At 67.3% G+C, this 23,512-nt stretch carries 19 protein-coding genes; 9 read left to right on the plus strand and 10 right to left on the minus strand.

The window, feature by feature from the left end; all coding sequences use genetic code 11:
• The 8 genes from BGN95_RS23645 to BGN95_RS23680 all read left to right on the plus strand — a co-directional run.
• A partial coding sequence (locus BGN95_RS23645) for a hypothetical protein (RefSeq protein ID WP_286774215.1) occupies positions 1-505 on the plus strand: 505 nt, incomplete at its 5' end.
• The gene (locus tag BGN95_RS23650) at positions 502-1,173 is read left to right on the plus strand and encodes a TetR/AcrR family transcriptional regulator (protein ID WP_179512646.1); all 672 of its coding nucleotides are present in this window, start codon (positions 502-504) and stop codon (positions 1,171-1,173) included. The genes BGN95_RS23645 and BGN95_RS23650, both read left to right, overlap by 4 nt.
• Positions 1,174-1,198: 25 nt before the next feature.
• Entirely contained in the window at positions 1,199-2,470 is a 1,272-nt protein-coding gene (locus tag BGN95_RS23655) for a D-arabinono-1,4-lactone oxidase (protein WP_286774216.1), read from the plus strand.
• A gap of 4 nt (positions 2,471-2,474) precedes the next feature.
• On the plus strand, positions 2,475-3,620 hold the full coding sequence (locus BGN95_RS23660) for a DSD1 family PLP-dependent enzyme (RefSeq protein ID WP_286774217.1): 1,146 nt from the start codon (positions 2,475-2,477) through the stop codon (positions 3,618-3,620).
• 202 nt (positions 3,621-3,822) lie between these two features.
• Positions 3,823-5,187: a TolC family protein gene (locus BGN95_RS23665; RefSeq protein ID WP_179512649.1), complete on the plus strand. Its 1,365-nt coding sequence runs from the start codon at positions 3,823-3,825 to the stop codon at positions 5,185-5,187.
• Positions 5,184-6,197 (plus strand): HlyD family secretion protein, encoded by a 1,014-nt coding sequence (locus BGN95_RS23670; RefSeq protein WP_286774218.1) that lies wholly within the window; start codon positions 5,184-5,186, stop codon positions 6,195-6,197. Before BGN95_RS23665 ends, BGN95_RS23670 begins: the two co-directional genes overlap by 4 nt.
• A gap of 5 nt (positions 6,198-6,202) precedes the next feature.
• On the plus strand, positions 6,203-7,369 hold the full coding sequence (locus tag BGN95_RS23675; protein WP_286774219.1) for an ABC transporter permease: 1,167 nt from the start codon (positions 6,203-6,205) through the stop codon (positions 7,367-7,369).
• Positions 7,366-8,469, plus strand: a complete 1,104-nt coding sequence (locus BGN95_RS23680; RefSeq protein ID WP_286774220.1) for an ABC transporter permease — start codon at positions 7,366-7,368, stop codon at positions 8,467-8,469. The genes BGN95_RS23675 and BGN95_RS23680 overlap by 4 nt, the downstream gene beginning before the upstream one ends.
• 1 nt (position 8,470) lies before the next feature.
• On the opposite strand, the gene BGN95_RS23685 is transcribed toward BGN95_RS23680, so the two are convergent.
• From BGN95_RS23685 to BGN95_RS23715, 7 genes are all read right to left on the minus strand, one after another.
• Entirely contained in the window at positions 8,471-9,751 is a 1,281-nt protein-coding gene (locus BGN95_RS23685; protein ID WP_286774221.1) for a M20/M25/M40 family metallo-hydrolase, read from the minus strand.
• Positions 9,752-9,892: 141 nt separating this feature from the next.
• Positions 9,893-11,299 carry a CapA family protein gene (locus BGN95_RS23690; RefSeq protein ID WP_286774222.1) on the minus strand — a complete coding sequence of 469 codons (1,407 nt, stop codon included), beginning with the start codon at positions 11,297-11,299 and terminating at the stop codon, positions 9,893-9,895.
• A 171-nt stretch (positions 11,300-11,470) separates the two neighbouring features.
• Positions 11,471-12,985 carry an ATP-binding protein gene (locus tag BGN95_RS23695; RefSeq protein WP_265271377.1) on the minus strand — a complete coding sequence of 505 codons (1,515 nt, stop codon included), beginning with the start codon at positions 12,983-12,985 and terminating at the stop codon, positions 11,471-11,473.
• Positions 12,986-12,988: 3 nt separating this feature from the next.
• Positions 12,989-13,654 carry a response regulator gene (locus BGN95_RS23700; RefSeq protein ID WP_179512655.1) on the minus strand — a complete coding sequence of 222 codons (666 nt, stop codon included), beginning with the start codon at positions 13,652-13,654 and terminating at the stop codon, positions 12,989-12,991.
• A gap of 306 nt (positions 13,655-13,960) precedes the next feature.
• Complete coding sequence (locus tag BGN95_RS23705) at positions 13,961-16,663, minus strand: TonB-dependent receptor domain-containing protein (RefSeq protein WP_286774223.1); 2,703 nt, start codon at positions 16,661-16,663, stop codon at positions 13,961-13,963.
• A gap of 89 nt (positions 16,664-16,752) precedes the next feature.
• Entirely contained in the window at positions 16,753-18,345 is a 1,593-nt protein-coding gene (locus BGN95_RS23710) for a serine hydrolase domain-containing protein (protein ID WP_286774224.1), read from the minus strand.
• A gap of 228 nt (positions 18,346-18,573) precedes the next feature.
• The gene (locus tag BGN95_RS23715; RefSeq protein WP_286774225.1) at positions 18,574-18,990 is read right to left on the minus strand and encodes a hypothetical protein; all 417 of its coding nucleotides are present in this window, start codon (positions 18,988-18,990) and stop codon (positions 18,574-18,576) included.
• 380 nt (positions 18,991-19,370) lie between these two features.
• On the opposite strand from BGN95_RS23715, the gene BGN95_RS23720 reads away from it, so the two are divergent.
• Positions 19,371-20,573 (plus strand): M24 family metallopeptidase, encoded by a 1,203-nt coding sequence (locus tag BGN95_RS23720; RefSeq protein ID WP_286774226.1) that lies wholly within the window; start codon positions 19,371-19,373, stop codon positions 20,571-20,573.
• Between the two features lie 118 nt (positions 20,574-20,691).
• Here the strand turns inward: BGN95_RS23720 and BGN95_RS23725 are convergent, their stop codons facing one another.
• The 3 genes from BGN95_RS23725 to BGN95_RS23735 are packed head-to-tail and all read right to left on the minus strand — an operon-like array spanning position 20,692 to position 23,301.
• Positions 20,692-21,345, minus strand: a complete 654-nt coding sequence (locus tag BGN95_RS23725; RefSeq protein ID WP_179512660.1) for a GntR family transcriptional regulator — start codon at positions 21,343-21,345, stop codon at positions 20,692-20,694.
• 36 nt (positions 21,346-21,381) lie between these two features.
• On the minus strand, positions 21,382-22,380 hold the full coding sequence (locus BGN95_RS23730; RefSeq protein WP_179512661.1) for a 4-hydroxyproline epimerase: 999 nt from the start codon (positions 22,378-22,380) through the stop codon (positions 21,382-21,384).
• A 6-nt stretch (positions 22,381-22,386) separates the two neighbouring features.
• Entirely contained in the window at positions 22,387-23,301 is a 915-nt protein-coding gene (locus BGN95_RS23735) for a dihydrodipicolinate synthase family protein (protein ID WP_265314239.1), read from the minus strand.
• Positions 23,302-23,512: the final 211 nt, after the last annotated feature.

Genomic DNA, 23,512 nt, shown 5'->3' on the forward strand with positions numbered 1-23,512 from the left:
TGCGGTGTGGATCTATGTCGAGCCGCTGTCGCGACAGGCCGGACATCCCGCCGGGACCGCCGATACCGCGCTGTCGCTGTCGCTCGCCGCGCAGGTGACCGGCGGGTTGCTCGCCACCTTGCTCGCCGGGCGGATGCGCTGGCTGCCCGCGCTGCTCGCATCGCAGGTCGTGATGGCCGGGCTGATGCTGGTGTTCGCGCAATTGCCCGGCACCGGCATGTTCCTCGCCGCCTCGGCGTTGTTCGGCGGGCTGTGGATGTTCGCCGCCCCGCTGATGACCCCGTTCGTGATCGAGGCCGACCCCACCCGACGCGCCGCGGTGCTCGGCTCGGGCGCGGCGCTGCTCGGCTGCAGCAGCGGGCCGCTGCTCGCCTCGCTCGCGGTGACCGACAGCGACGTGCGCGGCTGCGCGTTGCTCGGCGGCGGGGTGATGGCGGCGGCGATCGCGATCGTCCTCGCGGTCCATTTGACTCGCCGCAGCGTAATCCTCACCGCGGCGTCATGACGACATCCGCCGCCACCGATCGCGCGCGCAAGCCGCGCACTCGCAAGCCGCCGCTTGCCACCAAGCTGCGCCCGCGCCAGGCACGCTCGCAGGATACGTTCGAACTGATCCTCGAAACCGCCGGGCAATTGCTCGAGCGCGTCGGGTTCGAGCAGCTCACCACCAATCTGATCTGCGAGGCGGCGGGGCTCTCGCCGCCCGCGCTCTATCGCTATTTCCCCAACAAATACGCCGTGCTCAAGGAATTGGGCGACCGGCTGATGCGCGCGCAGGATGACGAGGTGATCGCCTGGGCCGACGCCGGCGGACTGACCGGCGACACCTTCGAGGAACGGCTGGCCAAGACGCTGGCGATCCACGAGCGGATGGTGGCGATCCAGCGCGAATTTCCCGGCGGCTCGGCAATCGGCCGCGCGTTGCGCGCGGTGCCGGTGCTGCAGGACCTGCGCTTCCGCTCGCGCGACATGGTGGCGGGACATTTCTTCCGCCACATGCGCGAAATCTACCCCAATACCGATCCGCGTCGGCTCGAAGTGGTGACGCGGATGACGGTCGAGCTGAGCTACGCGGCGATGGAAATGGTGGTCGAGGAACCCGATCGCGACGCCGATATCATCAACAGAGAAGTGTGCCTGCTGTTCGCGCATTATTTCGCGAGCTTCAGCTAGGCGCCGCAACGAAAGAGACGGGCGGATGGAATGGCATAATTGGTCGGGCAGCGTTTCCGCACAGCCGCGCACGATCGCGCGGCCGCGGAACGAAAGCGAATTGCGCGCCGCGATCCTCGCCACCCCGCGCGTCCGCGTGCGCGGCGCCGGTCATTCGTTCATGCCCTTGTGCGAGACCGACGGCACGCTGATCGACATGAGCGATTATGATGCGCCGATCGAGATCGCCGCCGATCGCGCCAGCGCCTGGGTGCCCGCCGGTTGGAGCCTCGCGCGGCTCACCGAAACATTGTGGAAAGAGGGCGTGTCGCTGATCAATCAGGGCGACGTGAACCCGCAATCGCTCGCCGGCGCCACCGCCACCGGGACACACGGCACCGGCAAGGATCTCGGCAGCCTTTCGACCCAGGTCATTGCGTTCGAACTGATGCTCGCCGACGGCTCGCTCGTCGTCTGCGACGCGGAGCATCACCCCGATCTGTTTCAGGCGCAGCGGCTGTCGCTCGGGCTGTTCGGGGTCGCGACCCGCATCCGCATCAACGTGCTGCCCGCTTATTATCTCGAGGAACGCGTCGAGGCGCGGCCGCTGGGCGAGATGGCGGAGCGCTGGCAGGAGCTCGCCGCCGCGACGCGCCATTTCGAATTCTTCGTCTTTCCCTATGCCGATACGGTGATCTTCAAGAGCCTTCACCCGATCGCGGGCGAGGACGAGATGCCGCACTCGACCGATATCGACGAACGCCCGTTCCGCGTCGCGTGCGAATTGGGCCGCAAAGCCAATTTCCTCATCCCGCCGCTCCAGCGGCTGATGATGCGGCTGAGCAGCAAGCCCTCGCGCCGCGTCGGCCCGGCGTGGCAGATCTTCCCCGGCGAGCGCACGATCCGTTTCGAGGAAATGGAATATGAACTGCCCCGCGCCGACGGGATCCCGACGCTGCTCGAAGCGATCGGCTATATCCGGCGCAAGAAGCTCCCCGTCGCCTTCCCGTTCGAATTCCGGCTGGTCGCGGGGGACGATATCTGGATGTCGCCGTTCAACCGCGGCGTGGGATCGTCGATCTCCTTCCACCAATATGCACGGATGCCGTGGCGCGCGCTGTTCGCCGAGATCGAGCCGGTGCTGCGCGGCGCCAACGGGCGGCCGCATTGGGCCAAGCGCCACACGCTCGGACCCGATCAGGTCCACGCGCTTTATCCGAAGACCGGCGATTTCCTGAAGGTCCGCGCCGAGGTCGATCCGGCGGGCAAGTTCGTCAACGCCGATCTCGCGCGGCTGTTCGGCATCGAGAGGAAGTGACGTCATGACCGACGAGGAACTCCACCGCCATCTGGTCGGCCGACAGGGATCGCGGCGCGATCTCAACACCCCGGTGCTGGTGATCGACCGCGACGCGCTCGATCGCAACATCGCGCGGATGGCCGAGTTCGCCGCCGCCAACGGGCTGAAATTGCGCCCCCATTCCAAGACCCACAAGAGCGCCGACGTCGCGCGGCGCCAGATCGCCGCCGGCGCGGTCGGGCAATGCTGCGCCAAATTGGGCGAGGCCGAGGCGCTGGCCGATGCCGGGATCGCCGGGCTGCTGATCACCTCTCCGGTGATATCGACTCCCGCGATCGAGCGGCTCGTCGCGCTCAACGAACGCGCCGAAGGGCTGATGTGCGTCGCGGACAACCCGCACGGCGCGCGCGCGATCGCTGCGGCGGTGGCGGCGCGAGGGGCGCGCCCGCTGACCTTACTGATCGATGTCGATCCCGGAATCCACCGCACCGGGGTCGCCTCACCCGAGGCGGCGGTCGAGCTGTATCGCACGATCGCTGCCGAGCCGATGCTGCGTTACGGCGGGGTGCAATATTATTGCGGGTCGCAGCAGCATATCGAGAGCTTCGCCGAGCGCGCGGCGGCGATGCACGACCGCGCCGCCTATCTCCGCAGCGTCATCGCCGCGCTCGAGGCGGCGGGGGGCAAGCCGCCGATCGTCTCGGGCGGCGGCACCGGCACCCACCGGATCGACGCGACGCTCGATCTGTTCACCGAGCTTCAGGTCGGCTCGTACATCTTCATGGACGATCAATATCGCGTCTGCGCGCTGACCCCGGAAGACGGCGACATCCCCTATGAGACCGCCTTGCTGGTCGACACCCGCGTGATCAGCGCCAATTCGCCGGGGCTGGTGACGGTCGATGCCGGGATCAAATCGCTCGCCACCGACGCCAAGCCGCCGCTGATCAACGCCGGCGCGGCGGAAGGGACGGTCTATTTCTTCATGGGCGACGAACAGGGGGCGTTGGTCCACCCCGCGGGGGATCTGCCGGCGCTCGACACGATCGTCTCGCTCAACGCGCCGCATTGCGACCCGACGGTCAACCTCTACGATACCTATCATGTCGTGAGCGGGAATACGCTGGTCGATCTCTGGCCGGTGACGGCGCGCGGGCGATCGCGCTGATTTTTCCCCTGTTACTCCCCTCCCTTGAACAAGGGAGGGGGCGGTGGTGGGTTGGCCGGCGAGGAAGCGGACCGATAACCCCCACACCCACCCACCCCAGCCCCTTCCTTCGCCAGGGAGGGGAGTGGAAGGACGAAATCGCCCTTTACACGCGCGAAGCGATCGGGCTCACTTCGCCCCGCAATAGCGGGGGATGCGGTTGATGCGCCTGTTGCGATGGTCGTTGCTGTGCGCCGCCACCTTCGCCGCGCCCGCCGTCGCCCAGACCAACGCCCCGCTGACGCTCGATTTCAACGCCGCGCAGCAACGCCTGCTCCAGCGTTCCGACGCGATCGAAGCCTCCGCCGCCGCGCTGCGCGGCAAACAGGCGCAGGAAGGCGCCACCCGCACGCTCGGCCGCCCCGATGTCGATCTCGAGGCGCAATTGCTCGAATATCAGAAGACGCTCTACCTCCCGCTCGGCTCGCTCGCGCCGGTGGCGGAATCGTTCGGCATCCGCGATCCGCTCCGCTTCCGGCAGGAGCGCACCAGCAGTCGCCCGATCGTCACCGCGACCCTCCCGCTCTACGCCGGCGGGCAGATTTCCGGCACGCAGGCCGGCGCGCGGGCGCAGGTCGCGCAGGCCAAGGCCGATCGCGACATTGCGGTCGACAATGCGCTCGTCCAGCTCGTCCAGGCCTATTACGGCCAGCAGCTCGCCGAACGCGCGCTCGGCATCCGCCGCGACGTGCTCGACGGACTCAACCGCCACGTCGCCGATGCCGCCAAGCTGCAGCAGGAACGCTTCATCAGCCGCGCGCAATATCTCCAGGCGGAGGTCGCGCGCGACGATGCGGCGCGTGAATATGAGAAAGCGATTTCCGATCTCGCCACCGCCAATGCCGCGCTCGCCGGGATGCTGCGCGCGCCCGACGGGGTCCACCCGCTGAGCCCGCTCGGGGTCAATTCGCGCCCGCTCGAACCGCTCGACACGTTCAAGGCCGCCGCGCTCGATGCCCACCCCCAGCTCGCGCGGCTCAAGGCGCTGGAGGATCAGGCGCGCGCCGGGGTGACGATCCAGCAATCGAAGCTGCGCCCGACGATCTACGGCTTCGGCCAGTATAATTTCGATACGCGCAATTCCTTGCTCACCGATCCCGACTGGTCGGTGGGGGTCGGCGTCAAATACAAATTGATGTCGGGCGCCGGCCGCCGCCAGCAGGTCGATGCCGCGCGCGAAACGGTGGCGCAGACCGAAGCGGGGCTGCGCGAGGCGCGCACCCAGCTCGAAATCGGCGTGACCAAGGCATGGGGCGAGGTGGAGGCAGCGCGCAAACGCTTCAAACTGCTCGACAGCGCGCAAGCCTCGGCGGCGGAGAATCTTAAGCTCCAGACGCTCTCCTATCGCGAGCAGCAGGCGACCTCGCTCGATGTCGTCGACGCCCAGCTCGGGCTCGGCCGCGCACGGATTCAGCGCGCGCAGGCGGCCAACGATTATGTCCAGGCGCTCGCGCAATTGCTCAGCATGAGCGGCCAGATGGACCGCATGCCCGATTATCTCGCGCGGATGGATGAGGTGATTCCATGACCGATACCGCGATCGACGAAGCCCCGTCCCCCGCCCGGCGCAAGCTGACGCGGCCGATCGCGGCGATCGTGGTCGTCGCCTTGCTCGCGCTGGGGCTATGGCTCGCCTATCGCCCCGCGCCGGGGCAGATTCAGGGCATGGTCGATGCGCGCGAGATGCGCATCACGAGCAAGGTCACCGCGCGGATCGCGGCTTTCCATGTCGAGGAGGGCCAGCAGGTCAAGGCCGGGCAATTGCTCTATACGCTCGACAGCCCCGAAGTCGCCGCCAAGTCCGAACAGGCCGGCGGCGCGCTGGCGGCGGCGCAGGCGGTGGAGAGCAAGGCCGACGAAGGCGCGCGGCTCGAGGATATTCGCGCCGCCGAGGCGCAATGGCGCCGCGCCCAGGCCGCCGCCGATCTCGCGCAGACCACCGCCGCGCGCACCGATCGGCTGTTTCGGCAGGGGGTAATCGCCGGGCAGAAGGCGGACGAGGCGCGGACCAATGCCGTCGCCTCGGTCGAACAGGCCAAGGCGGCGCGCGCACAATATGATCTCGCGCTCGCCGGCGCGCGGCGGCAGGACAAGGCCGCGGCGAGCGGGCAGGTGCAGCAGGCGCGCGGCGCGGTCGCGGAGGTCAAGGCCGCCGCTGACGAGACCCGCGTGGTCGCTCCGGCCGACGGGGAGGTCGGCAAGCGCCTCGCCCAGCCCGGCGAATTGGTGCCGCAGGGTTTTCCGGTATTCATGCTCACCGATACCGCGCATCCCTGGGTGACGCTCAACGTGCGCGAGGATCAGCTCCACGGGCTTGCGCGCGGCAAGGAGCTGGAGGGGACGGTCCCCGCGCTCGCCGACCGTCGCGTGCGGTTTCGCGTGATCTACACGGCGCCGGCGGGCGATTTCGCCACCTGGCGCGCGACGCGGCAATCGAGCGGGTTCGATATCAAGAGCTTCGAGGTGCGCGTCATCCCGGTCGCGCCGGTCGAGGGGCTGCGGCCCGGGATGACCGTGCTGTTCGACTGGCCGGCGTAGCCCGCGTGGCAGGCGCCTTCGCCAGCGCATTGCGCCGCGAAGCGCGATTCCTCGCGACGCATTTCTGGGATCTCGCGCTGGTGACGTGGGTGCCGCTGGCGCTGATGGCGCTGGTGGCGGTCCAGCTTTCGGCGGGGGTGATGCGCGAGCTGCCGATCGTGGTGGTCAACCACGACGGCACGGCGATATCGCGCGAGCTGACGCGGCGGCTCGATGCCGCGCCGGGGATCAGTGTCATCGCACGCCCGGGGGAAATGGGCGCGGCGGAGCGGCTGGTGCGATCCGGCAAGGCCTATGCGGTGGTGCTGATCCCGGTCGATACCGAGCGCGCGGTGCTGCGCGGCACGACCGCCAGCATCACCACCTTCTACAATGCGAGTTATTCGACCCCCTCGGGCGCGGCGCTGCGCGAGGTGGGCAATGTCGTGCAGGGCTATGCCGCGGCCTTGGCGCCGACGCAGACCGCCGCGGTCGCCGGGCCCGGCAAGGTGCGCCGCCCGCCGATCGCGGCGCAGAGCGCCGTGCTGTTCAACCCGCAGGGCAGTTACGAATTGCAGCTTGTCGCGCTGATCCACCCGGCGTTGCTGCATCTGATCTTCATGGTCGCGGCGGCGAGCGCGCTCGGCCGCGAATTGCGCGACGGGACGATCGGGGCGTGGATCGGCGATGAGCCGCCCGCGCGCGCCGCGGCGGCGGTGGCGGGGAAGCTCGCGCTCTATCTCGCGATCTTCACCGGCTGGGGGCTGCTCGCGATCGGCTATGTCGCCGGCCTGCGCGGCTGGCCGGTCGCCGGGAGCGTGGCGATGCTGATCGCCGGCTATGCCGCGATGTACCTCGCCTATATCGGGGTGACCCTGCTTGTCGTCGGGCTGACGCTGACGATGGGCAAGGCGCTGTCGGTCGCCGGCCTCTATGCCGGCGCGTCCTTCGCCTTTGCCGGGGCGATCTTCCCGATCGAATCCGCCTCCGCCTTCGCGCGGCTGTGGAGCGCGCTGCTGCCTTATTCGGCCTTCGCCAAATTGCTCGCCGAACAGTGGATCATGGCCGCGCCGGTCGCGCAGTCCGCGTGGCAGTTGCTGGCGATGCTCGCCTTCCTGCTGGTCGGCGGCGCGATCGGGTTGCCGCGCTATCTGTCGGCGGCGCGGCGGCCCGAAACCTGGGGGGGGCGATGATCGGGCGTGCCTTTCTCGCCACCTTTCGCGCGATCCTGTCGGACAGTTCGGCGATGATGCTGCTGATCGGATCGTGCATCCTCTACGCCTTTTTCTACCCCTCGGCCTATTCGGGCGAGGTGGCGGAGCGGATGCCGGTGGCGGTGGTCGATATGGATCACAGCGGCACCAGCCGCGCGCTCGAAACCCGGCTGCGCGCGGTGCAACAGGCCGAGGTGACCGCGCGCGCGCCCTCGCCCGCCGCGGCGTTGCGCTTGCTCAAGGCACGGCAGGTCGGCGCGATCGTCGTGATCCCGGAGGGGTTCGAGCGCCGCATCCTCTCCGGCGGGCAGGGCGTGGTCGCGCTCTACGGCAACGGCGCCTATCTGCTGCGCACCAGCACCGCGCTCGCCGGGGTCGGCGCGGCGCTCGGCGCGGTCGGGCGCGAGGCGGCGGTCGATCAGGCGATGGCGCAGGGCGCCCCCGCCCCGCCTGCGCTGGCGATGATCCAGCGCCCATTGTTCAACACCCGCGAAGGCTATGGCGCGACGATCTTCCCGGGGGTCGCCTTCCTCATCATCCAGCAGACGCTCCTGATGGGGCTCGCCCTCCTCGCGGCGACGATGCGCGAGCAGCAAGGCGCGCTGAGCTTCGCCCCGCGCACATTGTTCGGGATCGCGCTGGCGTTCTTCGTCATCGGCTGCGCCAATGTCGCGTGGTTCACCGGCTTCGTCTTCTGGTTCCAGGATTATCCGCGCGCGCAGGCGGATCCGCTCGCCTTGCTCGTCTCCGCCGCTTTGTTCGTTGCGGCGACGGTCGCGGGGGCACTCGCGCTCGGCAGCTTCTTCCGCACGCGCGAGCGGCCGATCCAGTTGTGGATCGTCACCTCGGTCCCGATCTTCTTCCTTTCGGGCCTGTCATGGCCGAAGGAAGCGACGCCGCACTGGCTGACGCTCGCCGCCAAACTGCTGCCCACCACCCCCGGGATCCGGCTGATGGTCGGGGTCAATCAGATGGGCGCGTCGCTCGCGGAACAGCGCGGCGAACTGATCAATCTCGCCGCGCTGATCCTGCTCTACGGCGCAATCGCGCTATGGCGGTATCGCCCGCGCGCCCCCTGACTTATTTCGCGATGCCCGCCGCGCCGATCACGGTCGCAAGGCTCATCGTCATGTAACGCACGGTCTCGTCGCGATCGAGCAGCAGCCGCTCGTCGGGCGCGTGCGAGCGTTCGGTGTGGAAGCCCGAACCGATCGTCACCGCCGGGATGCCGAGGCTCATCGGCAGGTTGGAATCGGTCGAGCTGCTCTCGAGTTCGGGCTTGCCGCCGCCGATCGCGATCGCCGCCATCGCGGTCTTGACCAACGCCACATCGGGCGCGGTGTGGCCGACCGGGCGATCACCGATCAGTTCGAGCTTATACTCGATCTTGCCCTTGGCGGTGGAGCGCGCCGCATTCTCGCGCGCGACCGCGGGGTCGAGGATCGATTTCAGATAGGCGTCTTCCTTCGCCAGCTCGCCGGCATCGACCGAGCGCATGTCGACCGTCATCGCGGTTTCGAACGGGATCGAATTGACCGAGGTGCCGCCCTCGACCACGCCGACATTATAGGTCGTCTTGGGGTTCGCCGGCACCTTCATCTTGCCGAATTCGACCATCGCATCGGCCATCGCATAGGCCGGGTTGACCAGCCCGAACGCGCCGAAGCTGTGCCCGCCGGGGCCCTTGAAGGTGATCTTATAGCGCTTCGAGCCGACCCCGCCGTTGGTGACGCGGTCGCGCCCCGGCTCGACCGAGATGAACTGCGCGATGCGGCCCTTATACTTCCCCTTGTTGAACAGATGCCGCATCCCGCGCAGATCGCCCGGCCCTTCCTCGCCGACGTCGCCCATGAACAGGATGTCGCTCCTGGTGCGGATCCCCGCCTTGTCGAGCGCGCGGATGAAGGCGAGCAGCACCGGCAGGCTCGAGGTATCGTCGCCGACGCCGGGTGCGTTGAGATAATTGCCCTCGCGGCGCACCTTGGTGTCGGTGCCCTCGGGGAAGACGGTGTCGAGATGCGCCGCGACGACCAGTAGCGGGCCGCCGCCGGTCCCCTTGCGCAGCCCCATCACATTGCCTTCTTCATCCGCCTCGACATCGGTGAGCCCGGCAGCGCGCAGCATCTCCAGATAGGCGGCGGCGCGCTTGGCTTCCTTGAATGGCGGCGCGGGGATTTCGGTCAGCGTGGTGATCTCGCTGACGATGCGATCGTAGTCCGCCGCAAGCGACTGGCGCGCGACGTTGAACGCGCGGCTGCCGTAAAGCGCGCGCATCATCGCCTCGGTATCGCCGGCCGGCTTGGCGGCGGCGGGCGTCGCGAGCACGGCCGCAACGGAAAGCAACATCGAAAAACGCTTCATCAGATCCCCTCTTTTATCTTCACGACACCATTCACCGTCATGCCGGGCTCGACCCGGAAATCAGAGTCGCGAACTCCTTCGCCCATTGCTCTGGATGCCGGATCAAGTCCGGCATGACGATAAAATGTCGATTGGCTCAACCTATTTCGCCGCGCCCGCAAGCCGGATCACGCCGACGCCCTTGTCGATCGCGATCTTCGTCCCGAACGGCTGCGACAGCCGCGCGAGCCGCTCGAGGATGCGCGCGCCGGTCGCCGGGTCGGCGAGGTGCGGCACGCCGCGGTCGGCGCCCTTGGCGGTTACCCCCAAATCGACCGGATAGAGCCGGATTTCCGCGACATTGCCGTCGACATAGCGGCTCTCCGCGATCACCGTTTCATAAAGATTGGGATCGCCGAAGATCGCCGAGCCGCGCGCCTGGAGGAATTCGGGCGCGGTCACCTTCGCCGGATCGACGCCGAACTGCTCGTACATATCGGCCGGCAGATGATCGAGCGAGTTGTTCATCATCGCGAAGTTGCCGAGCGAATAGAAGATCGGCCGCCCCTTGTAGATCTCGATCCCGCGCAATTGGTGCGGGCCGTGAGTGATGAAGGCATCGGCGCCCGCGTCGATCGCGCGATGCGCGAAGTCGACCGTGAATGCCGGCGGCTGCTGAACCGCCTCGCTCGGCTCGTGATTGTGGAGCGAGAAGATCACGAAATTGCCGTTCTGCTTGGCCTGACGGATCGAACGCAGATTGCCTTCAACGTCGCGCCCATTCGCATCATAGTCGAGCGTCATCGGTGACTGCGGCGACGGGGTGGCGCGATAGACGCGCTCGCCGAGCTTGACCGCCGCATCGGGCTTGGTCCCCGCGATCCGCGCCAGCGTGGCGAGATCGGCGTCGGACACCAGCCCGATCTCCTGCGTGCGGATGACATTGGCGCCCGGCCGCCCCGGCACCATCCCGAGCGGATCGGCCGCGGGGGTCATCGGGGTGAAGGTCGAGGTGGCGGCGACCAGCCCGACGCGGCCGTGCGGCGCATCGAGGTAACGCGGGCTGCGCGCCTCGGCCATCGTCCGCCCGGTGCCGGCATGGACCAGCTTGGCCGCATCGAGCCGCTTGATCGTTTCAAGCAGCCCTTCGGCGCCCCAGTCGGTCGCGTGATTGTTGGCGGTGCTGACGACGTCGAACCCCATCGCGACGAGATCGTCGACCACCTTGGGATCGCCGAGCATCCAGGTGCCGCCGGACTCCGCCTGCGGCGCGCCTTTGAAGGTCGGGAGATCGAACACCACCTCCTCGAAATTGCCGAAGGTTACATCGGCGCGGCGCAGGATGCGCAGCATCTCGGGCGACTTGCGTTCGATCGTCGCGAGCATCGGGCGAAGATAGATCAGGTCACCGACCGCGGTGAGCGTGAACGCGCCGGAGATCGGCGCGCTCGGCACCGGGGTGATGGTCAGCGCATTGCGCTCCTTCGCCGTCGCATTGGTGCCCATGAGGCAGGACAGCGCCACCGCCGTCGCCAATGCTGCGATCCGCCCGAAATGCCGTGCCGCCATCCGTCTTTCTCCCTGTTCAGACGCAAAATGACCCCCTCGCCTGAGCCTGTCGAAGGGCTGCACTTCTTTCGGGGGAAGAAAGTACAGGGCGTCGACTGGCTCAGCCCGAACAGGTTTGGGTAATCCCCATTCAACGACGCGACCCTAGCTCAAGAGGCTGTCGGCAACCTGTCACGCCGCCACGGGCGACGCATCCTCCGGCACCCGGAAATCGACCGTCACGCGCAGCCCGCTCCCGTCTGCGCAATCGCCCAGCGCGACCCTCGCGCCGATCCGCTCGGCAAGCGCGCGGACGATCGGCAGCCCGAGCCCGCTGCCGAGCGGCGCATCCTCGCGCGCGATGCGGTAGAAACGCTCCCACACCTTTTCGCGCTCGCTTTCGGGGATGCCGGGGCCGTCATCCTCGATCGTCAGCCGCGCCGCGCCATCTTCGCGCGCCACCGTCACGCGCACCCCGCCGCCGGGGCGATTGTAGCGGATCGCATTATCGATCAGATTGCCCGCCAGCTCGCCCGCCAGCGCCGGATCGCCGAGCGCCGCCACCGGCCCCCTGGCGGCGAAGGAAATGTCGATCTCGTCATCCTCGCCCTGTGCCGCGCGATCGGCGGTGACGCGCCCGGCGAGCGCGGTAAGGTCGAACGGCTGGAGCGGCTGGATCGATTGCTCGTCGGTTCGCGCCAGCGCGATCAGCTGGAGCAGCAGCCGCTCGAGCGATTCGACCGCGTGGGTGATATCGCCGATCGCGTCGCGCGCCGCCGGCGCATGCGGCCCGGCGCGGCGCAGCACGTCGAGATGCACCCGCGCCACCGCCAGCGGGGTGCGCATCTGGTGCGAGGCGCTGGAGGTGAACTGACGCAGCGAGCGATCGGCCTTTTCCAGCCGGGTCATCAGCCCGTTGAACGAATCGACGAACGGCATCGTCTCGCGCGGCATATCGGGCTGTGGCCGAAGACGGAATTGCAGCGAGGGATCGTTCTGCGCGTCGCGCACCTGGCGGGTCAGCGCGGCAAACGGGCGCAGCCCCCAGCCGATCGCCAGCCAGATCAACAGCGCCGCCACCGCGAGCACCGCGAGCCCCTCGCCCGCGATCTGCACCGCATAGCCGCGCGTATAGGCGGTCTGGTCGTCGACATAATCGGCGATCTGGATCGCGACGAGATCGGGGCCGCCGTCCAGCCGGCGGATTTCGGTCGCGATCCGCACCGGGCGGCCGTGGAGCATCCCGTCGCGCAGATAGGCCGCCTGGGTCACGCTGTCGGCATCGCCCGGATCGATATAGCCGCGCACCATCTGGGTATCGCGCGCCTGTTTCTTGAATTGCGCCGGCGGGTGGCGATCGATCGGGCCGTCGTCGCGCACGCGATAGTCGGCGGGCGGCGTGAGCCCCGGATCGCCCATCAGCACCTCGCTGCCGCGATAGACGCTGAAATTGACCACCGGCCGCGCGCGTCGCTTGAGCAGATGGATGACGAGCGGCGCGATCCGCTGGCGCACATCGGGGGGCTGATCGAAGGCGAGGCTCAAGGTGCGCACCGATCCCACCAGCACGCGATCGAGCGTGTCGGCATCGGTCGCCCCGACGACCCAGCCGGTGATCCCGGTGAGCAGCGCGACGAGCAGCGCCAGCGGCAGCATCACTGCCGCGATCAGCCGCGCCTGCAACGATTTGTAGCGCCGCACCGCCACCGGTCAGGCGGCCTCGATCATATAGCCGAGCCCGCGCACCGTGCGGATCGCCGGCCCGTTGTCGCCGAGCTTGCGGCGCAGCCGGCCGACATAGACCTCCAGCGCGTTGATCCCGACATTGTCGTCGAAGCTGAACACCTCCGCCGAAAGCTGCTCCTTGCCGACCAGCCGGCCGGGGCGCGTCATCAGCGTTTCGAGCACCGCCAGCTCGCGCGGGCGGAGCGGCACGACCACCCCGTCGAGAAACACGGTGCGGCTCGACCGATCGAATTCGAGCGTGCCGAGCCGCAGCACCGGCGCCGGGGTGCCGTGCGCGCGGCGCATCAGCGCGCGGACCCGCGAATGCAGCTCGCGCGGGTCGAACGGCTTGACCATATAATCGTCGGCGCCGCCGTCGAGCCCGAGGATGCGATCGTCGACGCGATCGCGTGCGGTGAGGATCAGGATCGGGGTCGCCACCCCCGCATGGCGCAGCCGGCGGAGCAGATCGATCCCGTCCATCCCCGGCAGCCCGAGATCGAGCACGATCGCGGCATAAGGCTCGCTCGGCGCGATCATCAGCGCATCCTCGCCGGTGCCGAAGATGTCGACCGACAGCCCCTCCGACGCGAGCGACGAGGCGATGCCACGCGCGAGCGCCGCGTCGTCCTCCACCAGCATGATACGCATGACAGCCTCCTTGGGACGCGATTGCGTCCGAAACGGGATCACCTAGCCCCGTTCGGGCTGAGCTTGTCGAAGCCCTGCCCTTTTCTTCCGAAGAAGAGGTGCAGCCCTGCGACGGGTCCCATGAAAATATTTCTTTCATGGGTGCCCTCACAAGCTCGGGGCGAACGGATGTGTCTCGTGCGCGATCCCTAGGGTCCAAAGCTGTTCCGGGCAACGCAACGGTCATCCGGTGCGCCCGATACGAAAAAGGGGAGCGACCGCTTCGGCGATCGCTCCCCCGATTTTCGCATCAGCTGCGCCGGCGCCTCAGAAGTGAACCTTCGCGCCGACGTTGATGTAGCGACCGATCGAATCGTAGAAGATCGAGCCATAAGTGGTCAGCGGCGGCTTGCGATCGAACAAATTGTTGACGCTGGCGAACCAGGTCAGCCCGCCGATCGTCGCCTGCCCGCCGAGATCGAAATAGGTGCGGCTGTTGATCTTGTTGTTGGCGATATCGCGGGTGTGGTCATAGACCCCGCCGCCGACGTAACGCACCCGCGCATCGATCGAGAAGTCGCTGTTCGAATAGCTGATCGAAGCGTTGCCGCGCCACTTCGGCGTGCCGAAGGTGGTGTCGTCGCCCACATCGCCGGCGCGCTGGAATACCGCGACGCCGTTGCTGAATTCGACCTTGGGCACATAAGTCGCCAGCGCGCGGAAGCGCAGCGAGCCGGGCAAGCTGCTGATCCGGCTCATCGGCAGCGTATAGGACGCCTCCATATCGAGCCCGTGGGTCTTGAACTGCGCGAGGTTGATATAGGTCGAGCGAACGATCGTCGGTACGATCCCGTCGCGGGTGATCTGCGCGCACGCCGCGCCGTTGCCCAGCCCGCAGCTGTTGACGATATCCTGCGCGGTGAGCGAGACGATCGCGTCCTTGATCTCGATCTTGTAATAGTCGACCGACAGGTTGAGCCCGGGGATCGCGGTCGGGGTGAGCACCGCGCCCAGCGTCAGCGTGCTGCCGATCTCCGGCCGCAATTTCGGATTGCCGCCGGCATAGCGCGTGACCGGATAGGGCTGGCCCCTCTCCGTCACGGTGGAGAAGGTCGTCGCGACGGTGGTGTACATCTCGGTCAGGCTCGCCGAGCGGATATCGCGCGAGCGCGAGAAACGGAGCAGCAGATTGTCGAAGATGCGATCAGTGGCGCCGACCTTCCACGACCAGATGCCGCCGCTGCTGCTATAGTGGCTGTAGCGCGCCGCGCCGTTGATATCGAGCTTGCTGAACGGCTGATCGAGCAGCGGGATCGCGACCTCGCCAAAGCCTTCCTGGACGTTGAACCCGCCGTCGAGCGGCGAGAAGTTAAAACGGCTGAAGCCCTTCGACGCCGACGTCGGATCGAGCGAATTGGTGGTGATGCTTTCCCACCGCGCCTCGCCGCCGATCGCGACCGAGACCGGCCCGGCCCAGGTGTTGAACGCGTCGCCGCGCAGCGAGAAGCCGGTGGTGTCGAGCTTGGTGGTATAGACGACGCGCGCCTGGTTGCCGAAGACATAGTTCACCGCCGCCGGGTCGGCGCGACCCGCGCCGAGGATGTTGAGCGGGCGGCACGCGGTGGTCGGGTTGGTCAGCGCATCGCGGCAGACGATATTGCCGTTGCCGTCGTACACGGCGTCAAGCGCCTTGGTCAGGTTCGCGCCGGTGATCTGATTGTCATAGCTCTGCATGTTGCGCAGTTCGCCATGCGCATAATAAGCGCTGTACTTCCACTTGCCGTCGCCGATCGTGCCGTCGACGCCGATCGCGCCTTCGATGTTGCGGCGGCTGAACCCGAAGGTACGCATACCGTAGTCCTCGAACACGCGCCCGACGGTGATGTCGGTCGCCCCCGCGCCCAGCGCCTGCTGGACATAGGGGTTGCTCGCCTTCAGCGCATATTCCCCGGTTTCGGCATAGAAGGGATATTTCGCCCAGATGCGGCTGAACGTCGCATCGGCCCAAAAGGTCGCCTGCCCGACGTCGTAGCTGACCCGCGCATAGCTGTTATAACGCTGATAGGGGTTGGTCAGCGTATGCTCGCTGTTCGACGAGACGCCCTCGCCGCCGACCATCCACTTGCCGGTTCCGTCGAGCTGGCCGAACTGGAACGGACGCATCGAGCCGTCGGCGTTGAAGGTCTGCCCCTTGAATGCGCCGGCGCTGGTAATCAGACCGTTGGTGCCGAAGTTCCCGTAAAAGACGTTGCGCGACAGGATCAGCGCATGACCGTTCGATCCGCCGACCGGCGCGAATAGATCGCTGCTGCCGACGTTCGGCCGCGAGAAGCGGTTGAAGATGCCCATATCCTGCTGATATTCGCCGCCGATCATGAAATGACCGCGGCCGCCGGCGAAGCTGGTGCCGAACGAGCCGTTGAAGCTGTAGCGGTGGCCGTCGCCGCGCGAGGAAATGCCGTTCTGCGCGCCGACCGTCAGGCCCTGCAATTTATCGTCGAGGATCAGATTGACCACGCCGCCGACTGCGCCCGAGCCCCAGGCCGCGCTGGCGCCGCCGGTGACGACCTCGACCCGCTTGAGCATGTTCTGCGGGATCGTGTTCAAATCGGCCGAGCCGGTGAAGCGGCGGTTGTTGAGCAAGGTCAGCGTGCGCGTCACGCCCAGCCCGCGCAAATCCATCGCTGAGGAGGAGGAATTGGTGTTGGCGACGGTGCTGGTCGGGGTCTGCGTCGCGCGGAACTGCGGCAGATCGTTGAGCGCCTGCGCGATGCTCGGACGCGCGCCGATGCGCAGATCGGCCTCGCCGACCACGGTGGTCGGGGTCGGCGCGTCGAAGCCCGCCTTGTCGATGCGCGAACCGGTGACGACGATATCAGTCTGCGCCTCGGCGGCGGTCGATTCCCCGGCGGCGGGCGCCGGCGCGGTCTGCGCGATCGCCGCGCCGGCGGCGAGCGAGGTCAGCAGGATGGCGGTGCCGGCGGTGCCGCGAAGCAGCGCGCCGCGCAGGCGGTCACAACGGTTCGACATGATAACTTCCCTTTTGATCGAGCCAGTTCGCCGGGAATTCGGGTCTGGCGTTTTGTGGGTTTTCCTCTCCGGGGGATGTTTCGCCCGGTTCACTCGGCGCGTTTGAACAGCATGTTGAAGGCCCGCGTCTCGCCGAGGCGCAGCGCGTCGACGCGCCCCGCGGCATCGCGCTGGAATTTCAGCACCAGCTCGGGCGCGACCGGCTTGGCATCGCCGGTGAAGACGTCGCGATACGCGGCTTCGAGCGGCTGGCCGTGCCAGCGCGGACCGCTGAACGTCAGCCGCGCGCCCTCCGCGGTCACGGTGACGCACGCGTCATTGTCGACGCTGCAGTAACGCCCGGCGTAAGCCGCAAGATCGCTCACCGGCGGCGCCGCGCGATCGGCGGGAAGCCGCTCGCCCTCGCGCGTTTCGCGGATCAGCGCATCGCCGGCAAAGGCGAACACCGTCTCGCGTTGCCGCCAGCGCCCTGCGCCCACCGGCACCAGCACGGCGCCGTTGACGGTCAGCCCGCCTTTGCTGTCGGCCGCGACGCGATAGGGGAAGCCGGTCAGCCGATCAGCCCACACGCCCCGGGGCAACGGCCCGCGCGGGGCATAGGGCTTCTCCGCCTTCACCGGCAGATAGAGGTCGGCCACCGCGCGCCCGAGCGTCACCGTATCGGCATCGCCGGTGTTGCACAGCAGCGAGACCGCGATCTTCTGCGCCGGATAGCGCGCCATCCACGCGCGATAGCCGCCGGTCGAGCCCGAATGGCTCACCTCGAACACGCCCTTGTGATCGCCCGACATCAGCGCGAGGCCATAAGCGATCCTGGTGCCGTCCTTGAGCAAGGCCGGCTGCTGCATCTCGGCAACGAAGCCCTTGCCGAAGAAATCGCTGTCGAGCGCCGCCTGCCATTTGACGAGATCGCCCACCGTGGTGAGCAGCCCGCCATTGCCATAAGCGTCCTCGATCACCTGCTCGTTGCGATAGCCCTGCGGCGACGCCTCATAGGCGCCGGTGCGGCCGAGGACGAGGCGGTGGTGATCGTCGCGCCAGCTGGTGTGGGTCATGCCGAGCGGCACGAAAATCCGCTCGCGGGTGAAATCGGCCAGCGACTTGCCCGAGACGCGTGCGACGACGATCGCGGCGAGGTTATAATTGCTGTTGCTGTAGAGATAATGCGTGCGCGGCGCGAAGTTGAGTTCCTTCTGCCGCGCGACCAGCGCGAGCACGTCGTCATTGTCGGCGGTGCGGCTGTTGCGCGGCCAGCCCTCGATCCCCGCGACCGATCCCCAGTCGCGCAGCCCGCTGACGTGGTGGAGCATGTCGCGCAGGCTGATGACCGCGCCGTAATCGGGCAGCTCGGGCAGGTACTTGCGCACATCGTCGTCGAGCGACAATTTCCCCTCGCGCGCGAGGATCAGCAGCGCGGCGGCGGTGAATTGCTTCGAATCCGATCCCGCTTCGTAGATCGAATCGACCGTCGCCGACACGCCCTGCTCGAGATCGGCCATGCCATAAGCGCGCGACACGATCGCCTGCCCGTCGCGCGACACCGCGACCGCGCAGCCCGGCGTATCCTTGCTCGCCCAGCGCGCGAAGATCGCGTCGAGCCGCGCAGTCGCCGCGTCGTCGGCCGCCCGCGCGGGCGCGCTGCCCAGCGCCGCGACGCCGAGCGCCGCAACGACCGGCATCATCTTTATTCCCCGAGCAGCACCCCGCACCCGCTTCCTCCGATTCGCGTCTCACCGTCCCCCTGGGGACAATCCGATCGGAGCCCGATAATCGGGGTCGCTGTCATCAACCTGTCATCAACGGTGTAAATTTTGCAGGTTTATGTCGCGCGCAGCCCCGACGGCGGCAGATCATCACCCGCAGCGGGGTTCCTCGGGTCGATCGGGAGCCGTGCCAGCGCGCCGAAGCCGTTATGGATAGCAGCCCTGGCTCTCATCCGGGTGCGTCGCGAAATATTGCTTCCGCGCCATTTCGTCGGCCTTGCGATGAGTCCGGCCGGCGAGGAAAAAATGCCGCTTGATCGTGCCCTGCTCTGCCGGCGTGTTAATCGCCTTAGGGTTCTCAGTATATTCGCGCATGAGCGTGCGGCACATCATCGCCTGCATGTCGACACTGACATTGTTCTTGCCGATCCGGCAATTGTCCGCCCGGCCCCTTTCATCGATGTCGAGATAGACGTCGGCCCATTGATCGCCCGTCATGATCTCGCTGGTCTGCCAAGGATAAAGCGCGCCCGGCTTGAGATCGGGGCACGCGGCATATGCAGGCTGGAAAGCAAAGAGGCTGAAGCACGCAAGACGAACCGTCGACATCGATCGAGGTTTCATACCCCGCCTCCTCCATTATGCGGACGAAGGCTATCATCTGCGCAATCTCGACGCCAAGCGGCAAGCGGTGCCATTATGGAGATGACCGGCTTCGAGCGATCGGCGCGCCGGACAAGGCGGCGCCCCCGTTGGCGCGACCGGCTCGTCCCACATCGAGCCAGCCGCGCCTCCCTCCGGGGTTCAAGGAAGGGGTCAGGCGCCCCCCGACGCCTGACTTCATAACCTTGCAACGCCGCGCCGCGCCGCGCTTTGATCTGCGTCAAACGAAACGCGATCTTAAAAAAATTGGTTACATTTGCGGCAACGATCGCCCGAGCGGTTGAACAGGTTCTGCATGTATCGTATCCGGTATACTATAGTTCCCGCTTCGGAGCATCGACATGACCAACGGCATCGGCGGCTCGACCGCCGCTCGCGAACTGGAGACTCTGTCGCTCTGGGCCGATGCGGCCCCGTCGATCAGCGGCGCGGAGCGTGAAGAGCGGCTGGAAAAGGCGCGGCGGCTGATGCGCGAGAACCGCGCCGACGCGCTGCTGATCGGGGCGGGCGCGTCGCTGCGCTATTTCGCCGGCGTCCCCTGGGGGGCGAGCGAGCGGCTGGTGGCGATGCTGTTGCCGCAAACCGGGCGACCGATCGTGATCGCGCCGCGCTTCGAGCAGGGCACGCTGGAGGCCGATCTGTCGATCGACGCCGATCTGCGCTTGTGGGAGGAGGACGAGAGCCCGTCGGCGCTGGTCGCCGCCGCGCTGCACGAGACCGGCGCGACGCGGCTCGCGGTCGATCCGGCGATGGCGCTGCTGTTCGTCGAGCGACTGCGCGCCGCGGCGCCGTCGCTCGACCTCGTCGAGGCGAGCGCGATCGTCGACGGCTGCCGCATGTACAAATCGGCCGCCGAACTGGCGCTGATGCAGCAAGCCAAGTCGATGACGCTCGAGGTGCAACGCCGCGCCGCGCGCATCCTCCACCCCGGCATCCGCGCGAGCGAGGTGGCGCGCTTTCTGGATCAGGCGCATCGTGCGATCGGCGCGCCGGGCGGCAACGGCTTCGTCATCGTCCAGTTCGGCCGCGCCAGCGCCTTTCCGCACGGTCTGCCCGGCGACGCGGAGTTGCGCGAAGGCGATGTCGTGCTGATCGATACCGGCTGCGTGATCGAGGGCTATCATTCCGACATCACCCGCACTTATGTCTTCGGCGAGCCGAGCGCCGAGCAACGCCGCATCTGGGCGCTGGAGCAGGAGGCGCAGGCCGCGGCATTCAACGCCGCGCGGATCGACGTGCCGTGCGAGACGGTCGATCATGCCGCGCGCGCGGTGCTGGAGCGCGCCGGGCTCGGCCCTGATTACCGGTTGCCCGGCCTGCCGCACCGCACCGGCCACGGGATCGGGCTGTCGATCCACGAACCCGCCTATCTGGTACGCGGCGACAAGACCCCGCTCGCCCCGGGGATGTGCTTTTCCAACGAGCCGATGATCGTCGTCCCCGACAGCTTCGGCGTGCGGCTGGAGGATCATTTCTACATGACCGAAGCCGGCCCGCGCTGGTTTACCCAGCCGTCGCCGTCGATCGATCGCCCGTTCGGTTAGGGCACAGCGGGCACGATAAGACCGTTCGCCCTGCGCCTGTCGAAGGGCGTCCTGTCATTCGAGAGCGGGGGCCGCCCTTCGACAGGCTCAGGGCGAACGGGATGATTGTGGCGGGGAGTTACGCCGCCTGCGCGGCGAACTGCACCTTGAGATCGTCGAGCGTCGCCTGGATATGCTGGCGCAGCAGCGCTTCGAGCTTGTCCCCCTGCCCGGCCAGAAAGGCATCGAGCAGCATACGATGCTCCTTGTGCGCGCGCGATTCGCGCCCCGCCGGCTCGAGATGCGCGACGACATAGCGTTCGGCGATCACCGACAGCCGCTCGACCAATTGCGTCGTCAGCAATCGCCCGCCGGGGCGCACCAGCGCGACATGGAAATCGCGGTTGCACACCGCGACCTCGGCGAGCTTGCTGTTCGCGGCATTGTCGAGCGCCTCGAACGCCTCCACCGCCGCGGCGCGCGCCGCATCGTCGGCGCGCGACGCGGCATAAGCCGCCGCCGCCGGCTCGACCGCGAGGCGCAGCGCGTAGATTTCGTCGACTTCCTCCATCGACATCGGACGGACGAAATAGCCGCGATTAGCGTGGCTGGAGAGCAGCCCCTCCTGTTCGAGCCGCGCCAGCGCCTCGCGCAGCGGGATCTTGCTCACCCCCAGTTCGGCGGCAAGCGCATCCTGCCGGATCGGCAACCCGGTGGGCAGGGTGCCGTCCACGATCCGCTCGCGCACCACTTCGAAGACGCGCTCCGAAAGCGTGCGGACGACGATGCTCATCCCAATTTCCTCCGGGAAGGTGACGCGACTAGCGCGTCACTTGACCTGAAAGCCATTCCAGAAACGATCATCGCGATCAATCCAGATCGTATTGAATCCGGTGGCGATCGCGCTTCCCTCGATCGAGGGGATGATCGCCGGCCGGTCACCCAATATGGTCGCGGCCTCGACCCGGCCGATGAAGCGGCTGCCGATATAGCTTTCGTGGACGAAGCGATCGCCGACCTTGAGCCGCCCGCGATCGGCGAGATGTGCCAGCCGCGCCGAGGTGCCGGTGCCGCACGGGCTGCGATCGATCGCCTTGTCGCCGTAGAACACCGCGTTGCGCCCGTCGGCGCCGTCGCTTTTGGGCTTGTCCGCCCACAACATATGGCTGACCCCGCGGATCGTGGGGTCGAGCGGGTGGACCGGTTCGACCTTGGCGCGCACCGCCTCGCGAACGCGGCCGCTCAGCTCGATCAGCCGCGCGGCGCCGAGATCGTCGAGCCCGGTATAATTCCCCTGCGGCTCGACGATCGCATAATAATTGCCGCCATAAGCGACATCGATCGTCAGCGTGCCGATCCCGTCGACCTCGACCGTCACGTCGCGCGCGGCGACATAAGAGGGAACGTTGGTGATCTTCACCGACGTCACCCGGTCGCCCGCGGTCTCGTAAGCGATGTCGATCACCCCCGCCGGCACCTCGACCCTGAGCCGCCCGGCAACCGCCGGCTGGATCAGCCCGTGTTCGAGCCCGAAGGTGACGATCCCGATCGTGCCGTGCCCGCACATCGGCAGGCAGCCCGAGGTTTCGATGAACAGGATGCCGATATCGGCATCCTCGCGCGTCGGCGGATAGAGGAACCCGCCCGACATCATGTCATGCCCCCGCGGCTCGAAACACAGCCCGGTGCGGATCCAGTCGAAACGGTTGAGGAAATCCTGCCGCCGTTCGGACATCGAACCGCCCTTGAGCAACGGCGCCCCGCCCGCAACGAGGCGGACGGGGTTGCCGGCGGTATGGCCGTCGATGCAGAAGAAGGTGTGGCGCATGGCCCCTCAGGCGGCGTTGGCGATGCCGAGCGACGGGCGGGTCGCCGCCGCCTTCTCGACCATCGCGATCACCTCCGCACGGCGCGCGCCTTCGAGCACGTAACGCGGCGGGAGAACGCGTTCCGAGCCACGGCCCATCACCTGCTCCGCCAGCTTGATCGACTGGACCAGATCATGCTCGGCATCGAGGTGGAGCAAGGGCATGAACCAGCGATAGATTTCCATCGCCTTGGCATGATCGCCGCGCTCGAACGCGCGCACCAGCTCGACCGATTCCTTGGGGAAGGCATTGGTGAGGCCCGACACCCAGCCGCGCGCGCCGAGATACAGTCCCTCAAGCGCGACATCGTCGAGCCCGGCGAACAGCACGAAGCGATCGCCGAAAATATTGCGGAAATCGGTGAAGCGCCGCGTATCAGGCGCCGATTCCTTCACCGCGACGATATTAGGCACGTCGACCAGCGCCGACAGCACATCGCGATCGATCACGGTGCGATAGGCGGGCGGGTTGTTGTAGAGCATGATCGGCAGCCGCGTGCTCGCCGCGACGCCGCGGAAATGCGCGACCAGTTCGTTGGGCTTGGTGACATAGACCATCGGCGGCAACAGCATCAGCCCGTCGGCACCGGCCTTTTCGGCGGCCTGGGCATAGCGCACCGCGCGGCGCAGATCATATTCCGACACCCCGGTGATCACCGGCACACGCCCCGCGACGACCTCGACGATCGCCGAGAGCACCGAGACCTTCTCGTCATATTCGAGCGAATTATTCTCACCGACGGTGCCGAGCGCGATCACCCCGGTCACCCCGTCGCGGATCAGATCGTCCACCACGCGCTGCGTTTCGGGAAGATCGATCGACAGATCTTCGCGAATCTGGGTCGTCACCGCGGGGAATACGCCGCTCCATCCAATCGACATCGCAATCAAGCCTCTTTTCAATAATTGGATATCGTATACGATAGTCCTGCCGCTTGTGCAACAGCTTTCGTCGCGCGTCTGGCCGTTCCAATTGGAATCGGGACGATAATGCGGTGAAACCGAACGAGAAGGGGAGAGCGAATGGCCGGCGAGACGATCACCCAGCTAAGCGTCGTCGACATGCATACGGCGGGGGAGCCGGTGCGGATCG

The organism is Sphingomonas sp. 66-10, assembly GCF_001897045.1.
Lineage (GTDB): Bacteria > Pseudomonadota > Alphaproteobacteria > Sphingomonadales > Sphingomonadaceae > Sphingomonas > Sphingomonas lycopersici.